Source organism: Paraburkholderia edwinii (genome assembly GCF_019428685.1).
In the GTDB taxonomy this organism is placed as follows: domain Bacteria; phylum Pseudomonadota; class Gammaproteobacteria; order Burkholderiales; family Burkholderiaceae; genus Paraburkholderia; species Paraburkholderia edwinii.
On the sequence record NZ_CP080096.1, the window covers coordinates 1363996 to 1383313 of the forward strand.

General features: G+C 60.2%; 19 protein-coding genes. 14 read left to right on the plus strand and 5 right to left on the minus strand.

Going from position 1 to position 19318, the window contains the following annotated elements:
- Positions 1–22 precede the first annotated feature (22 nt).
- The 3 genes from KZJ38_RS27810 (at position 23) to KZJ38_RS27820 (ending at position 2152) form a co-directional block, all read left to right on the plus strand.
- Positions 23–649, plus strand: a complete 627-nt coding sequence (locus KZJ38_RS27810) for a helix-turn-helix domain-containing protein (RefSeq protein WP_219803204.1) — start codon at positions 23–25, stop codon at positions 647–649.
- A 151-nt stretch (positions 650–800) separates the two neighbouring features.
- Positions 801–1502, plus strand: a complete 702-nt coding sequence (locus tag KZJ38_RS27815) for a hypothetical protein (RefSeq protein ID WP_219803205.1) — start codon at positions 801–803, stop codon at positions 1500–1502.
- Between the two features lie 260 nt (positions 1503–1762).
- A complete protein-coding gene (locus KZJ38_RS27820; RefSeq protein WP_219803207.1) occupies positions 1763–2152 on the plus strand; it encodes a response regulator in 390 nt (129 codons plus the stop codon).
- Between the two features lie 33 nt (positions 2153–2185).
- Here KZJ38_RS27820 and KZJ38_RS27825 read toward each other — a convergent pair whose 3' ends face one another.
- Positions 2186–2698 (minus strand): Ohr family peroxiredoxin, encoded by a 513-nt coding sequence (locus KZJ38_RS27825; RefSeq protein ID WP_219803209.1) that lies wholly within the window; start codon positions 2696–2698, stop codon positions 2186–2188.
- Between the two features lie 353 nt (positions 2699–3051).
- Complete coding sequence (locus tag KZJ38_RS27830; RefSeq protein WP_246642044.1) at positions 3052–3783, minus strand: EAL domain-containing protein; 732 nt, start codon at positions 3781–3783, stop codon at positions 3052–3054.
- 15 nt (positions 3784–3798) lie between these two features.
- Between KZJ38_RS27830 and KZJ38_RS27835 the strand changes: the two genes are divergently transcribed.
- From KZJ38_RS27835 to tcuC, 4 genes are all read left to right on the plus strand, one after another.
- Positions 3799–4095: a hypothetical protein gene (locus tag KZJ38_RS27835; RefSeq protein WP_219803828.1), complete on the plus strand. Its 297-nt coding sequence runs from the start codon at positions 3799–3801 to the stop codon at positions 4093–4095.
- Between the two features lie 670 nt (positions 4096–4765).
- The gene (locus KZJ38_RS27840) at positions 4766–6388 is read left to right on the plus strand and encodes a sensor histidine kinase (protein ID WP_219803213.1); all 1623 of its coding nucleotides are present in this window, start codon (positions 4766–4768) and stop codon (positions 6386–6388) included.
- A 226-nt stretch (positions 6389–6614) separates the two neighbouring features.
- Entirely contained in the window at positions 6615–7328 is a 714-nt protein-coding gene (locus KZJ38_RS27845; RefSeq protein ID WP_219803215.1) for a response regulator transcription factor, read from the plus strand.
- 341 nt (positions 7329–7669) lie between these two features.
- The gene (gene tcuC, locus KZJ38_RS27850) at positions 7670–8992 is read left to right on the plus strand and encodes an MFS transporter (RefSeq protein WP_219803216.1); all 1323 of its coding nucleotides are present in this window, start codon (positions 7670–7672) and stop codon (positions 8990–8992) included.
- 43 nt (positions 8993–9035) lie between these two features.
- On the opposite strand, the gene KZJ38_RS27855 is transcribed toward tcuC, so the two are convergent.
- On the minus strand, positions 9036–9929 hold the full coding sequence (locus KZJ38_RS27855) for a LysR family transcriptional regulator (protein WP_219803218.1): 894 nt from the start codon (positions 9927–9929) through the stop codon (positions 9036–9038).
- 135 nt (positions 9930–10064) lie between these two features.
- Here KZJ38_RS27855 and KZJ38_RS27860 point away from each other — a divergent pair, with 135 nt between their 5' ends.
- Positions 10065–11102 (plus strand): TauD/TfdA family dioxygenase, encoded by a 1038-nt coding sequence (locus KZJ38_RS27860; RefSeq protein ID WP_219803220.1) that lies wholly within the window; start codon positions 10065–10067, stop codon positions 11100–11102.
- A 114-nt stretch (positions 11103–11216) separates the two neighbouring features.
- Here the strand turns inward: KZJ38_RS27860 and KZJ38_RS27865 are convergent, their stop codons facing one another.
- On the minus strand, positions 11217–12650 hold the full coding sequence (locus tag KZJ38_RS27865; protein WP_343223886.1) for a methyl-accepting chemotaxis protein: 1434 nt from the start codon (positions 12648–12650) through the stop codon (positions 11217–11219).
- An 806-nt stretch (positions 12651–13456) separates the two neighbouring features.
- On the opposite strand from KZJ38_RS27865, the gene KZJ38_RS27870 reads away from it, so the two are divergent.
- Entirely contained in the window at positions 13457–14434 is a 978-nt protein-coding gene (locus KZJ38_RS27870; RefSeq protein WP_219803222.1) for a zinc-binding dehydrogenase, read from the plus strand.
- 15 nt (positions 14435–14449) lie between these two features.
- Here KZJ38_RS27870 and KZJ38_RS27875 read toward each other — a convergent pair whose 3' ends face one another.
- A complete protein-coding gene (locus KZJ38_RS27875; protein WP_219803223.1) occupies positions 14450–15340 on the minus strand; it encodes a LysR family transcriptional regulator in 891 nt (296 codons plus the stop codon).
- 122 nt (positions 15341–15462) lie between these two features.
- Here KZJ38_RS27875 and KZJ38_RS27880 point away from each other — a divergent pair, with 122 nt between their 5' ends.
- From KZJ38_RS27880 to KZJ38_RS27900, 5 genes are read left to right on the plus strand one after another with little or no spacing between them, the layout of a single operon-like run.
- The gene (locus KZJ38_RS27880) at positions 15463–16311 is read left to right on the plus strand and encodes a transporter substrate-binding domain-containing protein (protein WP_219803225.1); all 849 of its coding nucleotides are present in this window, start codon (positions 15463–15465) and stop codon (positions 16309–16311) included.
- Between the two features lie 23 nt (positions 16312–16334).
- Positions 16335–17009 carry an amino acid ABC transporter permease gene (locus KZJ38_RS27885; RefSeq protein WP_219803671.1) on the plus strand — a complete coding sequence of 225 codons (675 nt, stop codon included), beginning with the start codon at positions 16335–16337 and terminating at the stop codon, positions 17007–17009.
- Positions 16999–17661: an amino acid ABC transporter permease gene (locus tag KZJ38_RS27890; protein ID WP_219803227.1), complete on the plus strand. Its 663-nt coding sequence runs from the start codon at positions 16999–17001 to the stop codon at positions 17659–17661. Before KZJ38_RS27885 ends, KZJ38_RS27890 begins: the two co-directional genes overlap by 11 nt.
- A gap of 60 nt (positions 17662–17721) precedes the next feature.
- The gene (locus KZJ38_RS27895) at positions 17722–18702 is read left to right on the plus strand and encodes an agmatinase (RefSeq protein WP_219803229.1); all 981 of its coding nucleotides are present in this window, start codon (positions 17722–17724) and stop codon (positions 18700–18702) included.
- Positions 18703–18705: 3 nt separating this feature from the next.
- Positions 18706–19113: a RidA family protein gene (locus KZJ38_RS27900; protein ID WP_219803230.1), complete on the plus strand. Its 408-nt coding sequence runs from the start codon at positions 18706–18708 to the stop codon at positions 19111–19113.
- Positions 19114–19318 lie beyond the last annotated feature (205 nt).

Here is a 19318-nt window from a genome sequence, read left to right on the forward strand (position 1 = left end):
GCAGTGGGCAGGGCGCGCGTCAATGCATGCATCAAACGGCGAGGGCGAGTTGGGAAAAATTCATATCTATCTGCTCGGCGCTCCCGATCCGCTTATGCCGGAGAAGGAGCTGATCCTCTTCGACAAGGCGGGCTACACGGTCGCGGTGAGCCGGCTCGCCATCGACGACCTGCCGGCCTACACGCCCGCTCACGAGCGGCCCGAACTGCAGAGCATGCTGAGGCGGCTTGTGCCGCGCGACACGCTTGTCGTGCTCGAACTGCCGGCGCTCGGCTGCAATGCGCGCGACATACTCGCGACGCTGATGCACTGCCGCAAGTCGAAGATCGTCGTCAAATGTGTCGAAGTCGGTCATAGCGACCTCGCCGGGCTCCCCGAGCCCGCGGCGGTCAGGACGCTGCGCGCGCTGGTGCGCCTCGATGCGGCTTGCCGTAGTTTGCGCAGCAGGGACAGTCTCGCGGCCGTTCGCGCCGCGGGCAAAACCACCGGCAGACCGCCGTCGCTGTCCGATCAGCAGCGTCAGCGCGTGCTGCAGTCGCTCGGCAAGGGGCAGTCGGTCAGCGAGGTCGCGCGCCGGTTCAACACGTCGCGCCAGACCGTCTTGCGGATCCGCTCGGATGGAGCGCGCGCCGCCGCCGGCGCAGCATGAAGCGGCGCGCATAGGGTGCGCACGCGGGTGTCCGAAAGCCATCCCTTAGGAACGCCCATTCGATCCGCCGTGCGCTTACGATGGATGGACGTGCTAAAGCCGCATCGACGCGGATGTTCCGCATTGCGACGAATGGCACGAGGGACGGAATATGACTACAAAAGAATGCACTCGCGCGATCGCTTCGCCTTGCGAAGACGACGCGCGAAAGCCACGCGCGCCTGTTACCGCTCATGTGAACGCTCATCTGACCGACTTCCCCGCGGCGGCACCGGCCGGCATAAGCGCCAAGGCTTGCCGCGAGTTCGAAGCGTCGCTCGCGAAACTGCAGGCGGTTACCGAACAGATGCAGCATACGGAAGACGCCGACGGCATCGATTCGATGGCTTTTGCGCGGGCGCTCGAAAGCTATCAGCGCGCAAGACTCGTCTGGCTATCGAACGAAATCATGCTGCGCAGCAGCGCGGTATGCATGCCGGTGCGTGTGCCGGCGCCTGAGCGCGTGCTTTCGCTTCACTGCGCCGAACCGGTCGCCGCGTCGTACGAGATTCTGCTGCGCATCAACGGCTATCCGGTCATGTCGCTCGATGAGCTGGGCGGGCTCGACGCGCTGCTCGATCATTTCGCGCCGCAGGCGGTGCTGCTCGATCTCGATGAACGCTTCGGCATGAAGTTCGCCTGCATCGTGCGTGCGCGGGAATGGCAACGGCAGCAGGACGGGTTGCGCGATATGCGGATTGTCGGGCTCGCGTCGCCGCGTCTCGCGCAGACGCACATTCCGCTGGTGGACATCATGATCGGCAAGCCCGCACAGCTCGGCGAGCTGGTCGATGCAATTCACGCTCATTACTAACGTGGGTCGCGCGCGCCGCCCGGTCCTCCGGGCGCGGATGTACGAAACCCTTGCGTTATGGACATGAAACGACCCTTTACGTTAGTGCAGGGCTCTCATAATCTGGCACGAGGCTTAATCTGGTTCCTATGCGGTGCTGCGGCCTGGGACATGCTCTCGTCCGCCTGTCCTCGCGGCATAGCTTTTGAGCGGCCTTCGCGGCACAGCTCCGAGGCGGCCCTATGCGGCCGCTCTTTTTTTGGCTGACGGGGATGAAGGGGATGAAAATCCTGTTTGTCGACGACGACGCCGATACCTCATGGACCTTTAGCGAGCTCGCGAAGCTCATGGGCCACGAGGCCGTGTCGGCCACCACCGGCGCGCAAGCCCTCGACGAAGCGCGCCGGCATTCGCCGGACCTGATCTTCCTCGATGTGTTGCTCGGCAAGGACGACGGACGCGAAGTCTGTGCGTTGCTGCGCTGCGAGCCGACGCTTTCGCGGTGCGCGATCTTCGCGGTCACAGGTCTTCCGCATGCCCACGCGATTTGCGATCCGAAGCTGTTCGACGGCGTGTTGCTCAAGCCGGTCACGATCCAGTTGCTGGAAGAGGCGATCAATCATCGGTCGGTGCTGCAGCCTGTGCAGACGCGCGAGCCGGAAGTGCGCTGAGGCTTGCCGTTTTCGTTGTGTTTTGTGCGTGGCTTAAGGTCGCCGCTTGGGTTCAGCCTGCAGCGTAACGATATTGACTATGCCTTGCCGCGCCATCTTGGCGTACGGGCAAATACGCTCCGTCGCGCGAACCAGTCGCTCGGCGATCTCGCAATCGACGCCCGGCAAATGAATTTTGATGTCGGCGGTCAGCGTGTACATGCCGTCGACGGGATCGCGTCCGAACGTCACTGACACATCGACGGCCATGTGCGGAAGCGCGATGTCGTTTTTCGCGGCGATCAGCGCTAACGCGCCATGAAAACAGGCCGCGTACCCGGCTGCGAAAAGCTGCTCGGGATTCGTGCCGCCGCCCGGGCCGCCCATTGCTTCGGGCATGCGCAAGTCCAGTTCGAGATGGCCATCGTCCGAGCGAACGATGCCGGACGCGCGTCCGTGATCGGTTTCGCCCCCCGTTGCGCGAACGTTGGCCGTATAAATCCCCTCAAACCCGGCGCCGAAATACTTGTCGAGCATCGTTAATGGGGGAGAAGTCAGCTTGGTCATGGTGTCGATCGGCTTTCCCGAACGGCGGCGCGCTGCGGTCTATGGAATGCCGCGTGCATGAATCGCCGTCGTCAAGGCCAAGCGTAGGCGCGTCGATCCGCATGTGGAAGGCGCGGGAAGGAACGCACGGTGTTGCTTTGAGGACAACAATGGGGGGCTGAGAAAGGCGGCGGCAAGCGCTGATGATCGGTAGAAAACGATCTGTAAGCATTCTGCGCGTTTCCGCGTGGGCCGATTGTTGTCGGCAAGGCAACATGATGAGCGCGCGTGCGGCGCTATAGCCGTTCGACATCCGTGTCTACGATTGGCCTCGCATCGTTGCGCATGCAACGTCTTTGCAGGCGCGCGACAGTTTATTTCGCGCCCGCCGCTTTTGCCTCGTGGCGGCAAATCACATCGTCGACATCGTCTTCTTCCACGGGTTCGCAAATAAAGAACCCCTGACCCTCGCTATCGGGCATGGTTCTAGCCCATGCGAACTGCTCTTCCGTTTCGAGCCCCGTCAATATGATTCGCTTGCCGTGGTTTTGCGCGAGGCGCACCAGCGTTTCCACCATGCGCTGCGATTCGCCATTCACTCCCACCTGCCTGATCAGCGAGCGATCGAACTTCACCGTATCGACGGGCAATTGCTGCAGCAGCGTAAGAGAGTTGAACCCGGATCCAAAGTCGTCGAGTGCGACGCGCACGCCGACTGCCTGAATAGCGTGTATGACATCGATAAGCCAGTCGAGCCGGTCGGGGTGCACGACGCCGGTGAGTTCGATTTCAAAGCGGCCCGGGCTCACGCCGAACGAAGCAAACAGTGCCTTAAGGCGGCCCGGTAGATCCTTCCGGCCGAGTTCCGCGGCCGACAGGTTGATCGCGAGAGACAGGTGCTCGCGGCCATCCATTTTCCATCGCACGAGCGTTTGTACCGCACGTGAAATCAGCAGATCCGTAAATCTTCCCGCGAGGGACGAGTCTTCGACGACGGTGATGAAGTACGCAGGCTCGAGGACGCCGCTCGCCGGGTGCTGCCATCTGATCAGGTATTCGAAGCCGGACAGCCGGTTTTCCTGCAATCTCAGCTTCGGCTGTAGCACGAAGAAAAACTCGTTTTGGCCCAAGCCTCGTTCCGCATCGCTGACCAGGGTGAATGTGTTTTGTATTGGCGAAGTTTGTCGCATTGGTGTTCCGCTTCATCTGATGCGGTTAAATTGCGCGGCGAACCGGGCATCGTCTCCTGGCACCCCGCACAGCGCGCGATTCTTTTCTATACAGAAGTCTATTTCTTGCAAGTCAAGGCGCGCATTTTGCAAAATTATTTTAATAATTCGCCGCACTCCAACGACAACCTGCGGGTGTTCCCTGGCAATCCGATGGAGGTTGCGCGGAAAGCACCGATTCGCAATTAACGCAAATAAACCGGAAAACAAGCATCGCAAGCGTTTGTCTAAAACGGTGCATACGATCCATTGGCTGGACGAAGCATTTTACATGGAAAATCGCCGAAAAAATCAATGTGGCCCGGCCGGATTTCTCCATCGACGCATGCAGTGGCCCATTCGTGACAATTGTTTACATTTGTAAGGTTCTGTATTCCGTATGGTACGTGCACTCGTCTAGACGACAGGGCGCGGCAAGTCATTTTTTCTGTTCGGCTCGGGAGGCGTATTGTGCCTGTAAGCATTGATCTTGAAAGGTTTTTGGGTGCTGGAGGTTCGCTGGGCCGTCGGGCGGTGAGTCTCGGGGACGACGCCCGGGAGGGCAGGCAACGCGCCGGTGACACGGATCTCGCTTATCATCCATGTCAAACAAAAGCAGGTGGTGCATTGCGACATGAATGATTTAACTTAAGACTTTAGAATATGTCCGCGATTTTAGAACGATGGAAAATTAAATTCGATATATTCTATTCTTACGTTTTCAGAATAAATGGCAATAGAACGGATAAAGAAAAGGCTATGGAATTTGCGGACAAAGGCAAGCAGGCCAGGCTCCGATTTTTCGCACGAACAGTCAGGCGCTTCTGCATCAGCATCAATCGTCTGGCGTCCGAATCTGAAGCGTGAATGCTTCTGGCTCGTGGCTGTGCTGATGCTGTTGTGCGGGTGCGTTACGTGGCTTCATCTGTTTCATTGGGTGGACCTTGCGTTTCTGGATACCACGTCGCGTATCGTGCACCGGGTATCGGCGAGCAGGACGGTTCATCCTGTCGGCCACGCATTGCAGCTGATGTTCAACGAAGGTGTCGTTCCGCTGCTATGCGTGCTGCTCTATCTGCTGAGCCCTCGCACCGGTCTTCTGATGTCCTTCATGTTTGCCGCGATGATGGTCGGCGGCTCGATGGCGATGTTGAAATACGAGCAACTGTTTCTGTCGCCTTGTGTGGGCATTTTTGCGTGTGCCGTCGCGTATCCGCTTTGGGCGTGGCGACGCCAGGAGGCGCTGCTCGGCTATCTGTCGATCGAAGCGGAAAAGGGTGCGAAAGAGCCGTCGCTGCCGGAAGAGCAGAGGCGCGTGAAATTCTTCGACGATCCGGTGGAGCGGCGCTTAAACGCAGCGGCGTCGCTGTTCGACCGGGTTCGGCGGCATCGAGAGTTCATTTCCGAATGGGTCGACAGCCTTCCCGAGGCGACACTCGTGACCAACGCGGCCGGAGACGTCATCCTCGCGAATGAGCGCGTCAGCGCGCTATGTCAGCGTTCCGAATTGCGTATCGCGGAGCGCAGTTCGGTGGCGGGCCGGCCGGTATCCGATGTGCTGTTCGAGATCACCGCATCGCACCGCGCAATCGAGTTCGCGTCGCAAGCGCGTGCGCTCTTTGCGCTCTGGTCCAGCGACGACGATCCGCCCGCTTATAACGAGTCGATGTTCGCGCAAGGCATCGAGATCACGAACGCGCGAAACGGGCGTTCGCTGCTGATCAAATGCGCGCAGATCAAGCCCTCCGAGGGACGCGATGGCGCGCTGATTTTCCATGTTGCCGACGTCTCGTCGGTGCGCATGGCCGAGCGTCAGCGCGATACGGCGCTAAGGTTCCTGTCGCATGACATGCGTTCGCCCCAGGCCGCGATTCTGGCGCTCGTCGAGCAGATGCAACTGGCGCCGCCGCGCTTTACCGCGAGAGAATTCGCGACACTGGTCGGCCAGTACGCGACCTCCGCGCTCAACCTGGCCGACGATTTCCTCTTTCTCGCGCGCGCCGAAAGCTTGCCGCCGAAATTGACCCAGGTTGATCCCGCGCTTGTGCTGGGGGACGCCATCGACGATCTGTGGCCCCAGGCCACGGCCAGATCGACGACGGTCAATCTCGCTGCGGAACCGGGTAAGAGCACCATCGCGGATGTTCAGCTCTTGCGCCGCGCGTTTGCGAATCTGATCGGCAATGCGATCAAGTTCAGCCCGCGCTATTCGACCGTCGATGTGCAATTGGCGGAATTGGACCGGCATCTGAAGATCTCGGTCATCGACCGTGGTGTCGGCATTCCCGAGCCTGAAAGAAAAGCGCTCTTTCAGGAATTCAGCCAGCTCGATGAAAAGTTCTCGAGGTCGGGGCACGGTTTAGGGCTCGCGTTCGTCAAGACTGTGGTCGACTCGCTTGGCGGCAAATTGCAGGTCGATTCGGCGCCCGGTCGCGGCACGACATTCATGGTTTTCTTGCCCAAATTGCTCAATGAGTTGAGCGATGAGCTAAACAACGGCTAGCCGGCTGCTCACTTTACGCCGCGTAACCGTTAATTGTGATGCGACGCGCATTGAATGCGAAAGCCCTTCATCAAGTAGTTCACAAAAGTTCAAACATATTTATAGTGTGTATCCTACGATCATTGCTTGTGTCGACATTGCCCGATGCGCAAACGTTTGCGCGATCGGCGAATGCTTGAACTGTATCCAGTCGGACATAAGAACGTCACAATGTACGGGGGCACACATGCGCATTCTGGTTGTCGAGGATGATCCCATTCAGGCGGAAGCCGTATCGACTGCGTTGAGTTCATTGAGCCACGTGGTCACGATTGTCGACGACGGCGAGCGGGCGGTTCGCTGTTTGCGATCCGAACCGATCGACGCGGTGGTCCTCGATTGGCACTTGCCGCGCATGAGCGGCATTGAAGTGCTGCATTGGATTCGCGCCCGCACGAACGTCCGCTATGGCGTGCTGTTTCTGACCAGCCGCGTTCACGAGGTCGATGTGGTCCGCGCGCTCGACGCGGGCGCCGACGATTACATGGTCAAGCCGTTTCGCGCCGAAGAACTCGCTGCACGCGTCAATGCCTTATTGCGGCGCGTTGCGCGCTCGGCTGCGCGCGACGAACAGATCAGGGCAGGCGATTACGTGCTCGATCCGATCGAGCGCACCGTGACATTGCGCGGCGGCAGGATCGAGTTGACCACCAAGGAGTTTCAGCTCGTCGCGGCGCTATTTACCAACCTCGGTAAGATTCTTTCGCGCGATCTGCTTGCAATGACCGCATGGGGCCGCGAGCTTAGCGTCGAATCGCGCTCGCTCGACACGCACATCTACCGGATCCGGCAAAAGCTCAAGCTCAGTCCTGAGAACGGCTTGCGCCTGTCTTCTATCTATACGCTCGGCTACCGGCTCGATCTCGCCAAAGCGCAGATCGAAAGCGAATCCTGCGCTTAAGCGCTTTCTGTTAAAGCATCGCATTCCACACTAAATAGAACAATCGGCCTCAATGAGGCCGAGGTATGCGCACGCCTGTCATCGCATGCAAGCGATGACGAATTCACGTTTTCCTAAAGTCTTTTCTGCTCATACCGTAAACATCTGGGTTTACGTTCCGGCCGTTGTTTTCGTCGATTTTAAGTTCCTAAATTATAGGAATCGAGTAACGATATTTGGGTTTACACATCCGGGTGATCGCTGCACAATGCGGAGCAATTGAGGTCGCGGTCTTACAAGCATCAAACAATACGAACACGGGGTTTGACACAGCAGCATCAGCGAGAAAGGGGAGGCCACCCATGCAGGCGCAGTCCAGATCCGAACCGTGGGCAAGAACGATCTTCCGCGTCACGAGCGGAAACTTTCTGGAGATGTACGACTTCTCCGTCTACGGCTTTTACGCGGTGTCCATTGCGCACGCACTGTTTCCGCGCGGTAACGAATTCGTTTCGCTGTTGCTGTCGCTCGCTACCTTCGGCGTCGGTTTTCTGATGCGGCCCATCGGCGCGCTCGTACTCGGCGGATATATCGATCGCAAAGGACGGCGCAAGGGTTTGTTGCTGACGCTCGGTCTCATGTCGATCGGCATGCTGATGATTACCTGCGTGCCCGGTTACTCGACGATCGGCATCGCGGCGCCGATCATCGTGGTGTGCGGACGCCTGTTGCAAGGCTTTTCCGCCGGCGCGGAACTGGGTGGAGTGTCGGTCTATCTCGCCGAGATCGCGCCGCCGAAGCGCCGCGGGTTCTTCGTCAGCTGGCAGTCTGCTAGCCAGCAACTGGCAGTTGTTTTCGCGGCCGTGCTCGGTGTTGCGCTTAGATGGCAGTTGTCGCCGGAGCAAATGGATTCGTGGGGCTGGCGCATTCCGTTCGTGATCGGCTGCCTGATCATTCCGGTGCTGTTCTCGATGCGCCGCCGTTTACGCGAGACCGAAGCATTCGAGGCGCGCAAAACGACGCCTTCGCCGCGGCAGATCGTTCAATCGCTGCGCGATCATCGCCGCACGATCGGCGGCGCGGTCATGCTGGTTACGATGACCGCGGTGATGTTCAACCTGATCACCGCCTATACGCCGACGTACGGGCAGAGCGTGCTGAAGCTGCCCGCGATGGATACGTTCCTCGTGACGATGGCAGTCGGCCTGACAAACTTCGCGATGCTACCGATTATCGGCGCGCTGTCCGACAAGATCGGCCGCCGCGCCGTGCTGACCGCATGTGCGGCGCTCGTTATCCTTACCGCTTATCCGGCGATGTACTGGCTCGTGCAGGCGCCGAGCTTCGCACGGCTGATGACTGTCGAAGTCTGGTATGCCCTGATCTACGGCTCGTATCAGGGCGGCATGGTCGTTGCGCTGACCGAGATCATGCCGGCCCATATTCGCAGCACCGGGTTTTCGTTAGTGTGGAGCGTTGCGCAGGCGGTGTTCGGCGGTTTCACACCGGTCATCTGCACGATGCTGATTCATGTGAGCGGAAACAACGCGGTGCCGGCGGTGTGGCTCAGTTGCGCGGCGGCGGTTGCACTGATTGCAACGTTCAGGATGTTTCCGAAAGCCGTGGAAGCGCACGATACGCCCGGCGTGAGCTTTGAAGAGGGGCTGTCGCAACATCATTCGTAAGTACTACGCGCGGTCGTTATGCGATTGCGCGCGCACCAGACGCTTATCGGCCACGATTGGCAAACTCGCTGATTTCCGTAGCCAATGCGGCGGTCGCGCTCGTGAGCGGATTGGGCGTGCTCGTGCGGTATAGCGCGACGAATTCGACAGGCTTGATATCGGGCGTGGTGTCGAGCACGGTCAGCATACCCGCTGCGATTTCCGCAGCGTACGAGCGGCGCGGAAGCAGACTCACGCCCAGCCCCGCCAGCGTCAGGTCGCCGAGCACGCGCACCGTATTGCACGAAATGACAGGTTTATATTCGGCGCCGCCTTCGCGGAACCAGCGCTCGATCACAGGCGCGTGATGCGATTGCGACGACAGGCCGAGAACCGGCCATCGCGCGAGATCGACCGGCGTCATACGTTCGGTCGGCACGTTAAGCGCGCTCGGGGCGATCCAGACGAATTCATCGTATCCGAGCGGAACCGATGAGGTGCCCGCTTCGTCGATCGGCCCCGTGACGATCGCGAGTTCGATTTCACCGTCGCGCAGTTTATCGACGAGCGCTGCCGTTAGCGCGATATCGAGCACGACCGTGACGCCCGGGTAGCGATCGCGTACCGCGGCCATCAGTTTCGGCAGCCACGTTTGCGCGACGAGGCCCACTACGCCCATTCTGATCGTGCCGGTCAGGGCCTGCGCATCGCCGATCTGATGTCGCACGCGTGCGGCCAGCGCGACGATTTCCTGGGCTGGTTTTAGCAGCTCCTGGCCCTTCGGCGTGAGCCGGGCACGATGCGACGAACGATCGAACAGAGTCACGCCGAGCGAACGTTCGAGTGCGCCGATGCGCGCGGAAATGGTCGACTGGGTTGCGGAGAGCGCGTCGGCGGCGCCCGCGAAACTACCCGTTTCGACAATGCGGATCAGGGTTTCGAGCTGTCGGATATCCATAGGCGGAAGGTGTGGAGTTCGTAGCGTTCATCGAGTTTTTCGATGTGGCCTGATCGAAATATATCGCTATTCGGCGGCACGCAAAAACCCTAGAGTTTCCATGCCGTACAGACAACTTCGTAGAGGAGCGGGTGGATGGACCAGAGGGTGAACCATAACGTGGCCCGCGGCGTGTCGATACTCGAAGAGGGGACCGCGCCGGGCAAAAAGGACATCAGAACGACGCCGTTTAACGGCCCGATCGCATGGACCGGCGAAAGCCTCGATCCGAACGACGGCATGATCGGCATCGACGCCGAATGCCTGCGCGAACTCGACGGGCTCGTCGAGATCTTGAATGCGAATCCGATGCAGACCGCGCTGCTCGACGCGGCGGAATTCGATCTGCCGGCGTGCCGGCGGATGATGCAGCACGCGAAGGAGACGCTCGAAGCGGGCCCCGGCTTCGTGATTATCGACAAGCTGCCGGTGAAAGAATACGGCGTACAGGCATCGCAAGCCGTGTACTGGATTCTGTCGCAGCTCGTTGCAAGGCCGGTTGCGCAGAGCTGGGACGGCAAGATGATCTACGACGTGACCGATCTTGGCAAGCCGCCTGGCAATGGCGTGCGCCCCGATATTACGAATGCCGAACAGAATTTCCACACCGACAACAGCTACAACCTGTATCCGCCCGACTACGTTGCATTGCTGTGTCTGCAACCTGCGATGGAAGGCGGCGTGAGCAGCATCGTCAGCTTCTATACGGTGTACAACGAAATGCTCAAGCGCAGTCCGCATCTGTTGTCGCGGCTTTATCAGCCTTATCTGTTCGATCGCCAGCGCGAACATGCGCCCGGCGACGCACCGGTGATCAGCCATCCGCTGTTTCAGGCCGACGGCGAGCACCTGCTTTGCCGTCTCTCGCATCGTCACGTCGTGAACGGTTATGCAATGGCCGGCGTGGCGATGGACGAGGAAACGTCGGAAGCGCTCGAAGTGCTCGAACAGACGATGCGCGAGCCGCAGCTGTGCAGGGAGTTTTTCTTCGAGCCGGGGCAGATCCAGATTGTCGATAACAAGCGCTGCGGACACCGCCGCACCGCATTCGTCGATTATCCGGAGCCCGAACGCAAGCGGCATCTCGTGCGTTTGTGGCTGCGTGATGAAGGCCGCCGCTTTTATAACGGGTGAAAGCAGTGGGCCAGCCGTGAGAGGTAACGTTGGATAGAAAAGGGGAATCTCGCGATTCCCCTTTTTTTTGTGCTTGCAAAGCTTCGATGCGGCTTAAGCTTTGAGTCATGTATCTTAGGCCGCCGTCAATGCTCCGCTTCCCACGCGAAACACGTTGACCGCTTCTCTCAAACTGCGCGCCTGTTCTTCCATCGATTGTGCAGCGGCGGCGGCCTGTTCGACCATCGCGGCGTTTTGCTGCGTCGTTTCATCCATCTGCGCGATGGCGATGTTGACCTGCTCGATACCCTGCGTCTGTTCCGACGACGCGGCCGAGATTTCGCCGATGATGTCCGTCACATGCCGCACCGCTTTCATGATCGAGTCGATGGTTTCGCCCGCGCGTTCAGCAAGACCGCGGCCCGATTCGATTTCCTGCACCGACGCTTCGATCAGCGCCTTGATTTCTTTCGCGGCGTCCGCGCTGCGCTGCGCGAGGCTGCGCACTTCACCGGCGACCACCGCGAAGCCGCGGCCGTCCTCGCCGGCGCGCGCGGCTTCCACGGCGGCATTGAGCGCGAGAATATTCGTCTGGAACGCAATGCCTTCGATTACCGAAATGATTTCGACGATACGCGTCGAACTCGATGCAATGCTTTGCATGCGGTCCACGACCTGATGCACGACTTCGCCGCCTTCGCCTGCGATATGCGAGGCGTTCGCGGCCATCTGGTTCGCTTGCCGCGCATTGTCCGCATTCTGTTTGACCGTGGCGGTGAGCTGTTCCATGCTGGCCGCCGTCTCGCTTAGCGAACTGGCCTGTTCCTCGGTGCGCGAAGACAGGTCCTGATTGCCGGCAGAAATCTGCTGCGCAGCCACTGTAATCGTTTCGGCGCCGCCGCGGATGCGCGCGATCGTATCGATCAGCCGTTGCTGCATGTTATGCAGCGCGAACAGCATGCTTTGCTTATCGTTGGCGCGCAGGTTCAGCGCGCTCGTCAGGTCGCCGCTCGCAATCGTTTCCGCGATTTCGACTGCATACGACGGCTCGCCGCCGAGGCTGCGCTCCACGTTGCGGATGATCATCACCATCGCAAGCGAGATCAGGCCGCCGACCACGAGCACGACGATCAGGTAGTTACGCAGGTTTGCGTAGAACGCGCTGTCGATGTCGTTCACGTAGACGCCGGAAGTCAGATACAAGTCCCACGGTGCAAAGCGCTTGACGAACGCGATCTTGGTCGCAATGCCGTCGTTAAGCCGACCCTCATACTGAACGAAGCCTTGGCCTTTTTCCTGCGCAAGCTTGATCATCTCAAGCCAGAACAGCTTGCCGTTGGGATCCTTGTAGTTGGTCACATCGCGATTGCGCATGTCGGCAAGCACCGGATGCATGATCACCGTCGGATGCGAATCGCAGATGATGATGTAGCCGTTATTCGGGTAGCGCATCGCACTGATTCGGGCGAGGGCTTCCGCGCGTGCCTGTTCGACCGGCATTTTGTGTTCGTCGGCGAGTTTCGCGTACTGGTCCGCTACGCCGTACGCGGCTTCGACGACGTTTTGCACCGCCCCTTGCCGTTCCAGAAGCATCGTATTGCGTGATTCGCGTGCGGCCCAACCGCCCAGGATGAGGAGACCCAACCAGGTTACGACGAGCGCCATCCATAATTTTGTGTTTACGCTGAGACGGCTCAATTGCAACTCCTTGAGAGGCACGCATTTAAAGCGTGAGGTGAAAATCAAAGTCGTTCTTTTCAGCTAACGGAGGGAAGGGCGAGGTAATGAATAAGGGTTAACGCTTATTCGGTGATGTTTATCTCGATGTCTGACTTTTAATTGTCATTTTGGGCAAATCGATTGGCTCGAATTCCTGAATGTCAGGAATCGCATGGTTTTTTTTTGCGACCGGCACGGATGGCGATGGCGCGGTTTATCTTCCGCGGGCGTGACGAAGCATCGCAGGGGCCTTCCGATTTCGGGACACCCCGTCGTTTTGTAGCGGTTTGCGTGGGCTTCGGAATTGTTTCGTGAAACGAGATTCTGAAATGTCGGCGAAAGCTCATGTCGAGCCCAGTCGGTTGCTCGTCAGTCCGCGTCGCGACGGGCTATGACCCTTGATCGGCGCGCCTTTCGCCCGAATTGTGCAGGGCCCGTACCTGCCAGGCCGCACTCGCCCGACTTTGTTGGTATCGCACGGGCATCGACGGCAACCGCTCGTGTAACCAATAAGAAACGCTTTGACAAGTTACATCACGTGGCTATCATGAACTTCACAGGTTGACCTGATTGCGTGGCTTGAGTGGTTATGTATGAAGGTCGGTTAGCGAGTTAATTCGACGTTTCGACGTTTCAACGGGTGATAGGAGAGTGAAGTGAAGGCGATCGTTCTGAATGGTTTTGGTGGTCTGGAAGCGCTGGTGTACAAGGACATTCCGAAGCCCGAGCCTGAGAAAGGAACCGTCGTTATCAGGATCAAGGCGTTCGGCATCAACCATGCCGAGATGCATATGCGCCGCGGCGAATGGGCGGAAGCGGCGCCGGTCAGTGGGATCGAATGTGTGGGTATTGTGGAGTCGTGCCCCGGCGGCGAGTTCGCGGTAGGTGCGAAGGTCGCGACAATGATGGGTGGGCTTGGCCGTACGGTCAACGGCAGCTACGCGGAGTACACGCGGGCACGGGTGAGCAATGTGACGCCGATCGAATCGAACCTGTCGTGGGCTGAGCTTGCTGCGATTCCGCAGTCGTATGCCACGTCGTGGACCACGTTATTTCGCAATCTGAAGATTCAGCGCGGGCAGACAATTGTGATTCGCGGCGCGTCGTCGGCGCTTGGTATCGCCGCAGTCAACCTTGCGGTCAATGCGGGTGTAAAGGTGATCGGCACGACGTCGAAGGAGTCGAGCTTCGAACAACTGAAGGCCCATGGCGTGAGCCGTTGCGAACTCGAACGGCCGGATCTGTCGAAACATATCGCGGAGCGCAAGCAGATCGACGCCGTGCTCGATCTGGTCGGCAACAGCACGATGCTCGATTCGCTGAATATGGTGCGCCGCGACGGCAAAGTGTGTCTGGCCGGCTGGCTCGGCGGGCTTGCGCCGATTGCCGATTTCAATCCGCTGCTGCAAATGCCGAGCGGCGTCGATCTGACTTTCTTCGGCAGCTTTGTGTTCGGCGAGCCCGGTTTTCCGTTTTCGGAAGTGCCGCTGCAAGCGATCGCGGCCGATATCGAGGCGGGGAAATTTTCGGCCAAGCCATGGCGCGTGTTCCGCTTCGACGAAGTGCCGGAGACGCACCGGATCATGGAAGCCGGCGAGGCACGGGGCAAGATGGTCGTAGTGCACGACGAGTGATCGGCGCGCCGGTTGCTAGCGCCGGTGATGCGCCTCCAGCAGCAGCTCGAGGAACATCTCGGCGCTGCGCGTGAGCGGCCGCGCTTCTTCGACGATCGCGCAAAAGGGCATCGGATAGGATGGCGAATCAGGCAGCACGTCGAATTCGTAGCGCGGCGAGAGCCGCGCCGCGTAGTGTTCGGGCAACAAACCCACCGATTGACCAGACGCGACCATCATCGCGATCGCTTCCAGACCGCTTGCCTCCATGCCTTGCCTGAATCCGTGATTCACAAGGGCGTCTTCAACGAACGGATGCGGCCGGTACGCGAGCGGCAACGCACGCGTGTCGCCGCCTGCACGAATCTCGCCGACGGCGGCCGGACAATAGAACACGCGATGCGTCTCCGTGAACAGCGGGTAATGGCGAAACGTACGCATTTGCCGGTACGCACCGCGAATTGCGATCTGCACACGCCGCTCGGCCAGTGCGGCACCAAGATCGCTGAAGGTCATCACCGACAACGACGGCCGCACGAGTGGCGCAACGCGCTGCAACTCGGCGAGCGCCTCGGGAATATGGCAATTCTCATGAGTCAGCACGTGCTCGGAGGTGCCGAGCAGCAGCGGCCCCGATAGCACGCCGCGCACGGCATCGACTTCGGGCTTGATGCGCTCTAGCGATTCGAGGGCCTGCAACGCGACGCGCAGCGCGACCGTGCCGCTTTCCGTCAGCTGGAAGCCGCCTGGCCCGCGCTCGCATAGCTTGACGCCCAGGCGCGCTTCGACGTCGTTGATGTGTCGGCTGATCGACGCTTTCGACATAGCCAGCGCGCGTTCGGCCGCGCTGAATCCACTGGCCTGCGCGGCGGCGCAAAACACGCGAAGCGAGCGCAAGTCACGCTCGGTCAGGTCCATCTTCTTCATTGCGCAGGGACGCGAAAGGTTTTGGTTTTCGGAACCATAGCAGCGAAAAAATGGTTTTCCAAAACATTTTTGACTGCCTACATTGGGTTCACCAACGATCCGCCACGACCTCGGGGAACACCATGCTCTCGCTCGACCGACGCAAATTTCTGACCGTAGCGGGCGGTGTGTCGCTCGCGCTCGTCTTGCCGTCTTTCGCCTTCGCCGAGGGTGGCACGCTCGACGATATCCGCAAGCGGGGCAAGTTGACCGTGGGCACGGAGGCTGCCTACGAACCTTTCGAGTTCGTCGAGAACGGCCAGGTGGTCGGCTATGGCCACGATATCCTCGAGTACATGGCGGGCAAGCTCGGCGTGTCGCTCAATCAGGTCAACCTGCCGTTCCAGGGCTTGCTGCCGGGCCTGATGGCGCACAAGTTCGACTTTGTCGCGACGAGCGTCGGCATCAATGCGGAACGCGCGAGGCGCTTTGCCTTTTCGGAGCCGGTCGGTGTCGTGGATACCGTGCTTGTCGTGCGCTCGAACGACACGCACATCAACAAGGCCGACGATGTCGCAGGGCATGTGGTCGGCACGCAGATGGGCTCGTCGTCGCAGCCTGTCGCGCAGGCATTCGATACACAACTGAAAGCGAAGGGCGCGGGCTACGCGGATATGAAACTGTTTCAGGCCTATCCGGACGTGATGGTCGCGCTGTCGAATAAAACGCTCGATGTCGGCATCATGCCGTCGAATATTGTCGCGGTGATGATGAAGCGCGAGCCCGGCCAGTATCGCGTGATTGGCAAGATCGGCGAGCCAAAGATGCTCGCCTGGGTCGCGCATCCGCAGGACAAGGAAGTTCGCGCGTTTATCAATACGTCGCTGAACCAGCTCGAGCAGAATGGCCAGCTCGCGCAGATGCAGAAGAAGTGGTTCGGCTACACGATGAATCTGCCGACCAGCGGTTATCTGCCTGAAGGCGCGGTCTAAAGCGGGTACGCAGCGTGTTCGGGATCAGTAAGGCACTCGCGGCGACGGTTGCGCCATTCGCTCGCGATTTCGCGCAAGGCGCGGCGACCACAGTGATAGCCAGCGTCGTCGCGTTCGCGATCGGCATCGCGATCGGCTCCTTGCTGCTGGTGCTAAGACAGCATGGCGGCCGGCTCTGCGCGGCATGCGTGGTCGTTTACGTGAGCGTGATTCGCGGCACGCCGGCGCTCATTCAGATGCTGATCGCCTACTACGTCCTGCCTGCGATGCTGAATATCTCGATCGCGCCGCTGACAGCCGGCATTCTCGCGCTTGCCTTGAATACGGCGGCCTACGTGTCTGAAATCCTGCGCGGCGCACTCAACACGCTTGGACATGGCCAGGTGCCCGCAGCGCGCGCGCTCGGTATGAATGCGCTGCAGGTGTGGCGCTACATCGTGTTTCCACAGCTGTTCTATCGCTCGATTCCGCCGTTGACCAGCGAATTCACGATGCTGCTCAAAGCCTCTTCGCTGATGTCGATTATCGCGGTGCACGATCTTGCCACCGTCGCGCGCGACGCGACATTGCAAACGAACCTGCCGCTGCAGCTCTTTTCGCTGACGGCCGCGCTCTATTTCACCATCCTGTTCGTCGCGTCGTCGGCGTCGCGCCGGATCGAGCGGCACTTCGCGAGAGGTTTGCCTCATGGCTATTGATCTTGCGGTCGCCGAATCGTGCGTGCCGCCGCTGCTCAAAGGGCTCGCGGTCACCGCGCAGGTCTGCGCGCTCGGCATTCCGCTCGGCATCGTGGCCGGCACGCTCGCCGCGTATTGCCGGTCGGCGCCGTGGGGCGCGCTGCGCGCGCTCGCGTTCGCCTACGTCGAGATGGTGCGCAACGTGCCGTTCCTGATTCTCGTCTACCTGGCCTTTTTCGGCTTGCCGAAGCTGGGCGTCATGCTGTCCGCGTTTGCGATTGGAGTCGCGGCGACCGCGTTCTACACGGGCGGCTACTTCTGCGAAATTCTGCGCGCGGCCTGGGCGAGCCTGCCGCGTGGGCAATGGCAGGCAGGTCTCTCGCTTGGACTCTCTGGCGTGCAGATCCAGCGCTATATCGTGCTGCCGCAGATATTCGGATTCCTTGCACCCGCGACGACGAGCCTCACGATCATGATGTTCAAGGACTCGTCGGTGTTCTCCGTGATGAGCCTCGCGGAACTCACTTACCAGAGCAATCTGCTGACCGCGGACACCTTCGCCTATGTCGAAGTGCTCGGTACCACCGCGCTGATCTACTGGGGGTGCAGCGTGCTGCTCGACATCGCGGGCCAATGGTCCGAACGCTACGCGACACGCTATCGGCGCGTCTGAACGCCGGTCGACATTCGAAGAATCCCCCTCCCGTTCCTTTTGACACGCTGGAGTTTCCCGATGACACGACCACCACTTGTTGCGCCGCTTACCGTGCCGCCGAAGACCGGACACAAGACGCTGCTCTACTCCGAGCTCGCACTCGATCTCGACCATCTCGAAGCCGATATTGCCGTGCTCGGCATGCCGTATGGCGCCGCGTATTCGGCGGCCGATTTCACGAACGACCAGACCCGCGCACCGGCGGCGATTCGTGCGGCGACCGATCGTGTCGTGCGATCGCCGGGCCACTACGACTTCGATATCGACGGTCCGCTGCTGCAGGAGCGCGACGATATCCGCTTTGTCGACTGCGGTGACGTGATTGCCGACCTCGCGGCGCCCGGCAGCCACTATCAACGCGTCGAGGCCGCGGTGCGCAAGATTCTCGCGGCGGGCGCGCTGCCGATCGTGATGGGCGGCGACCACGGCATTACGACGCCGGTGCTGCGCGCATTCGATAGCCTCGCGCCGATCACACTCGTGCATGTCGACGCGCATCTCGACTGGCGCGACGAAGTGAACGGCGTGCGCGATGGGCTGTCGAGCCCGATTCGCCGTGCCTCCGAGATGGCGCACGTCGATCGCATCGTGCAAATCGGACTGCGTGCGCAGGGCAGCGGCCGCCCCGAGGAATTGCGTGCGGCCCGTGCATACGGCTCGGAACTCGTGACCGCTTACGAGTTGCATGAAGTGGGGATGGACGCCGTGCTCGCGCGAATTCCCGACGGCGGCAACTACTATCTGACGATCGACGCCGACGGTCTCGACCCGTCGGTGATGCCGGCCGTGGCGGGTCCCGCGCCCGGCGGCGTGACCTTCGTGCAGGCGCGCAAGCTGATTCACGGTCTCGTGAAGAAGGGGCGCGTGGTCGGCATGGATATCGTCGAAATTCAGCCGGAAAAAGACGTGAACCAGATTTCGTGCATCACCGCGGGCCGGCTGATTCTGAACCTGATCGGCAGCGCGATCCGTGCCGGCTATTTCGACAAAGGGCGTTGACTCATGGAACATATCCGCATCCGCCCGTTCAATACGCGCGACACGTATCCCGAGCAACGGCTCGACAATGACCTCGCTCAAGCGGTCGTGGCCGGCAAGATGGTTTTTCTGCGCGGCCAGATCGGGCAGGATCTCGATACGCGCCAATCGGTCGGTATCGGCGATGCGGCCGCACAGGCCGAGAAGGCGATGTCGAACGTCAAGATGCTGCTCGAGGAAGCCGGCAGCAAACTCGAGGATATCTGCAAGATTACGATCTATCTGACCGATGTTCGTTATCGCGAAGCCGTGTATCGCGTCGTCGGCCGCTGGCTCAAGGGCGTGCACGCGGTGTCGACGGGGCTGACCGTGACCGCGCTTGCGCGGCCCGAGTGGGTGGTCGAAATCGATGTGATCGCGGTCAAGCCTTAGGCAAGCGCTGCTTCATCGAATGCACGCCCGAATGCACTTCCTTCACGCACGCTCGAAGGGAACGCTGCACCAAATCATGGCTTGTCCGAATCACGTTGGATCACGCGGGATGACGCGAGCGGCTCCGTTCGAGTCGCTCGCGTGCATGGTCGACGCCTGCTGATCGTTGCCCGGTGTGGCTTCACGCTGCCTTGCGCAAAGCCCG

Coding starts and splice junctions, on each gene's coding strand:
- KZJ38_RS27875 (WP_219803223.1), bottom strand. CDS start 15,340: ATGAAGAAGATGGACCTGACCGAGCGTGACTTGCGCTCGCTTCGCGTG.
- KZJ38_RS27890 (WP_219803227.1), top strand. CDS start 16,999: ATGGCTATTGATCTTGCGGTCGCCGAATCGTGCGTGCCGCCGCTGCTC.
- KZJ38_RS27860 (WP_219803220.1), top strand. CDS start 10,065: ATGGACCAGAGGGTGAACCATAACGTGGCCCGCGGCGTGTCGATACTC.
- KZJ38_RS27825 (WP_219803209.1), bottom strand. CDS start 2,698: ATGACCAAGCTGACTTCTCCCCCATTAACGATGCTCGACAAGTATTTC.
- KZJ38_RS27895 (WP_219803229.1), top strand. CDS start 17,722: ATGACACGACCACCACTTGTTGCGCCGCTTACCGTGCCGCCGAAGACC.
- KZJ38_RS27845 (WP_219803215.1), top strand. CDS start 6,615: ATGCGCATTCTGGTTGTCGAGGATGATCCCATTCAGGCGGAAGCCGTA.
- KZJ38_RS27880 (WP_219803225.1), top strand. CDS start 15,463: ATGCTCTCGCTCGACCGACGCAAATTTCTGACCGTAGCGGGCGGTGTG.
- KZJ38_RS27815 (WP_219803205.1), top strand. CDS start 801: ATGACTACAAAAGAATGCACTCGCGCGATCGCTTCGCCTTGCGAAGAC.
- KZJ38_RS27855 (WP_219803218.1), bottom strand. CDS start 9,929: ATGGATATCCGACAGCTCGAAACCCTGATCCGCATTGTCGAAACGGGT.
- KZJ38_RS27900 (WP_219803230.1), top strand. CDS start 18,706: ATGGAACATATCCGCATCCGCCCGTTCAATACGCGCGACACGTATCCC.
- KZJ38_RS27820 (WP_219803207.1), top strand. CDS start 1,763: ATGAAAATCCTGTTTGTCGACGACGACGCCGATACCTCATGGACCTTT.
- tcuC (WP_219803216.1), top strand. CDS start 7,670: ATGCAGGCGCAGTCCAGATCCGAACCGTGGGCAAGAACGATCTTCCGC.
- KZJ38_RS27810 (WP_219803204.1), top strand. CDS start 23: ATGCATGCATCAAACGGCGAGGGCGAGTTGGGAAAAATTCATATCTAT.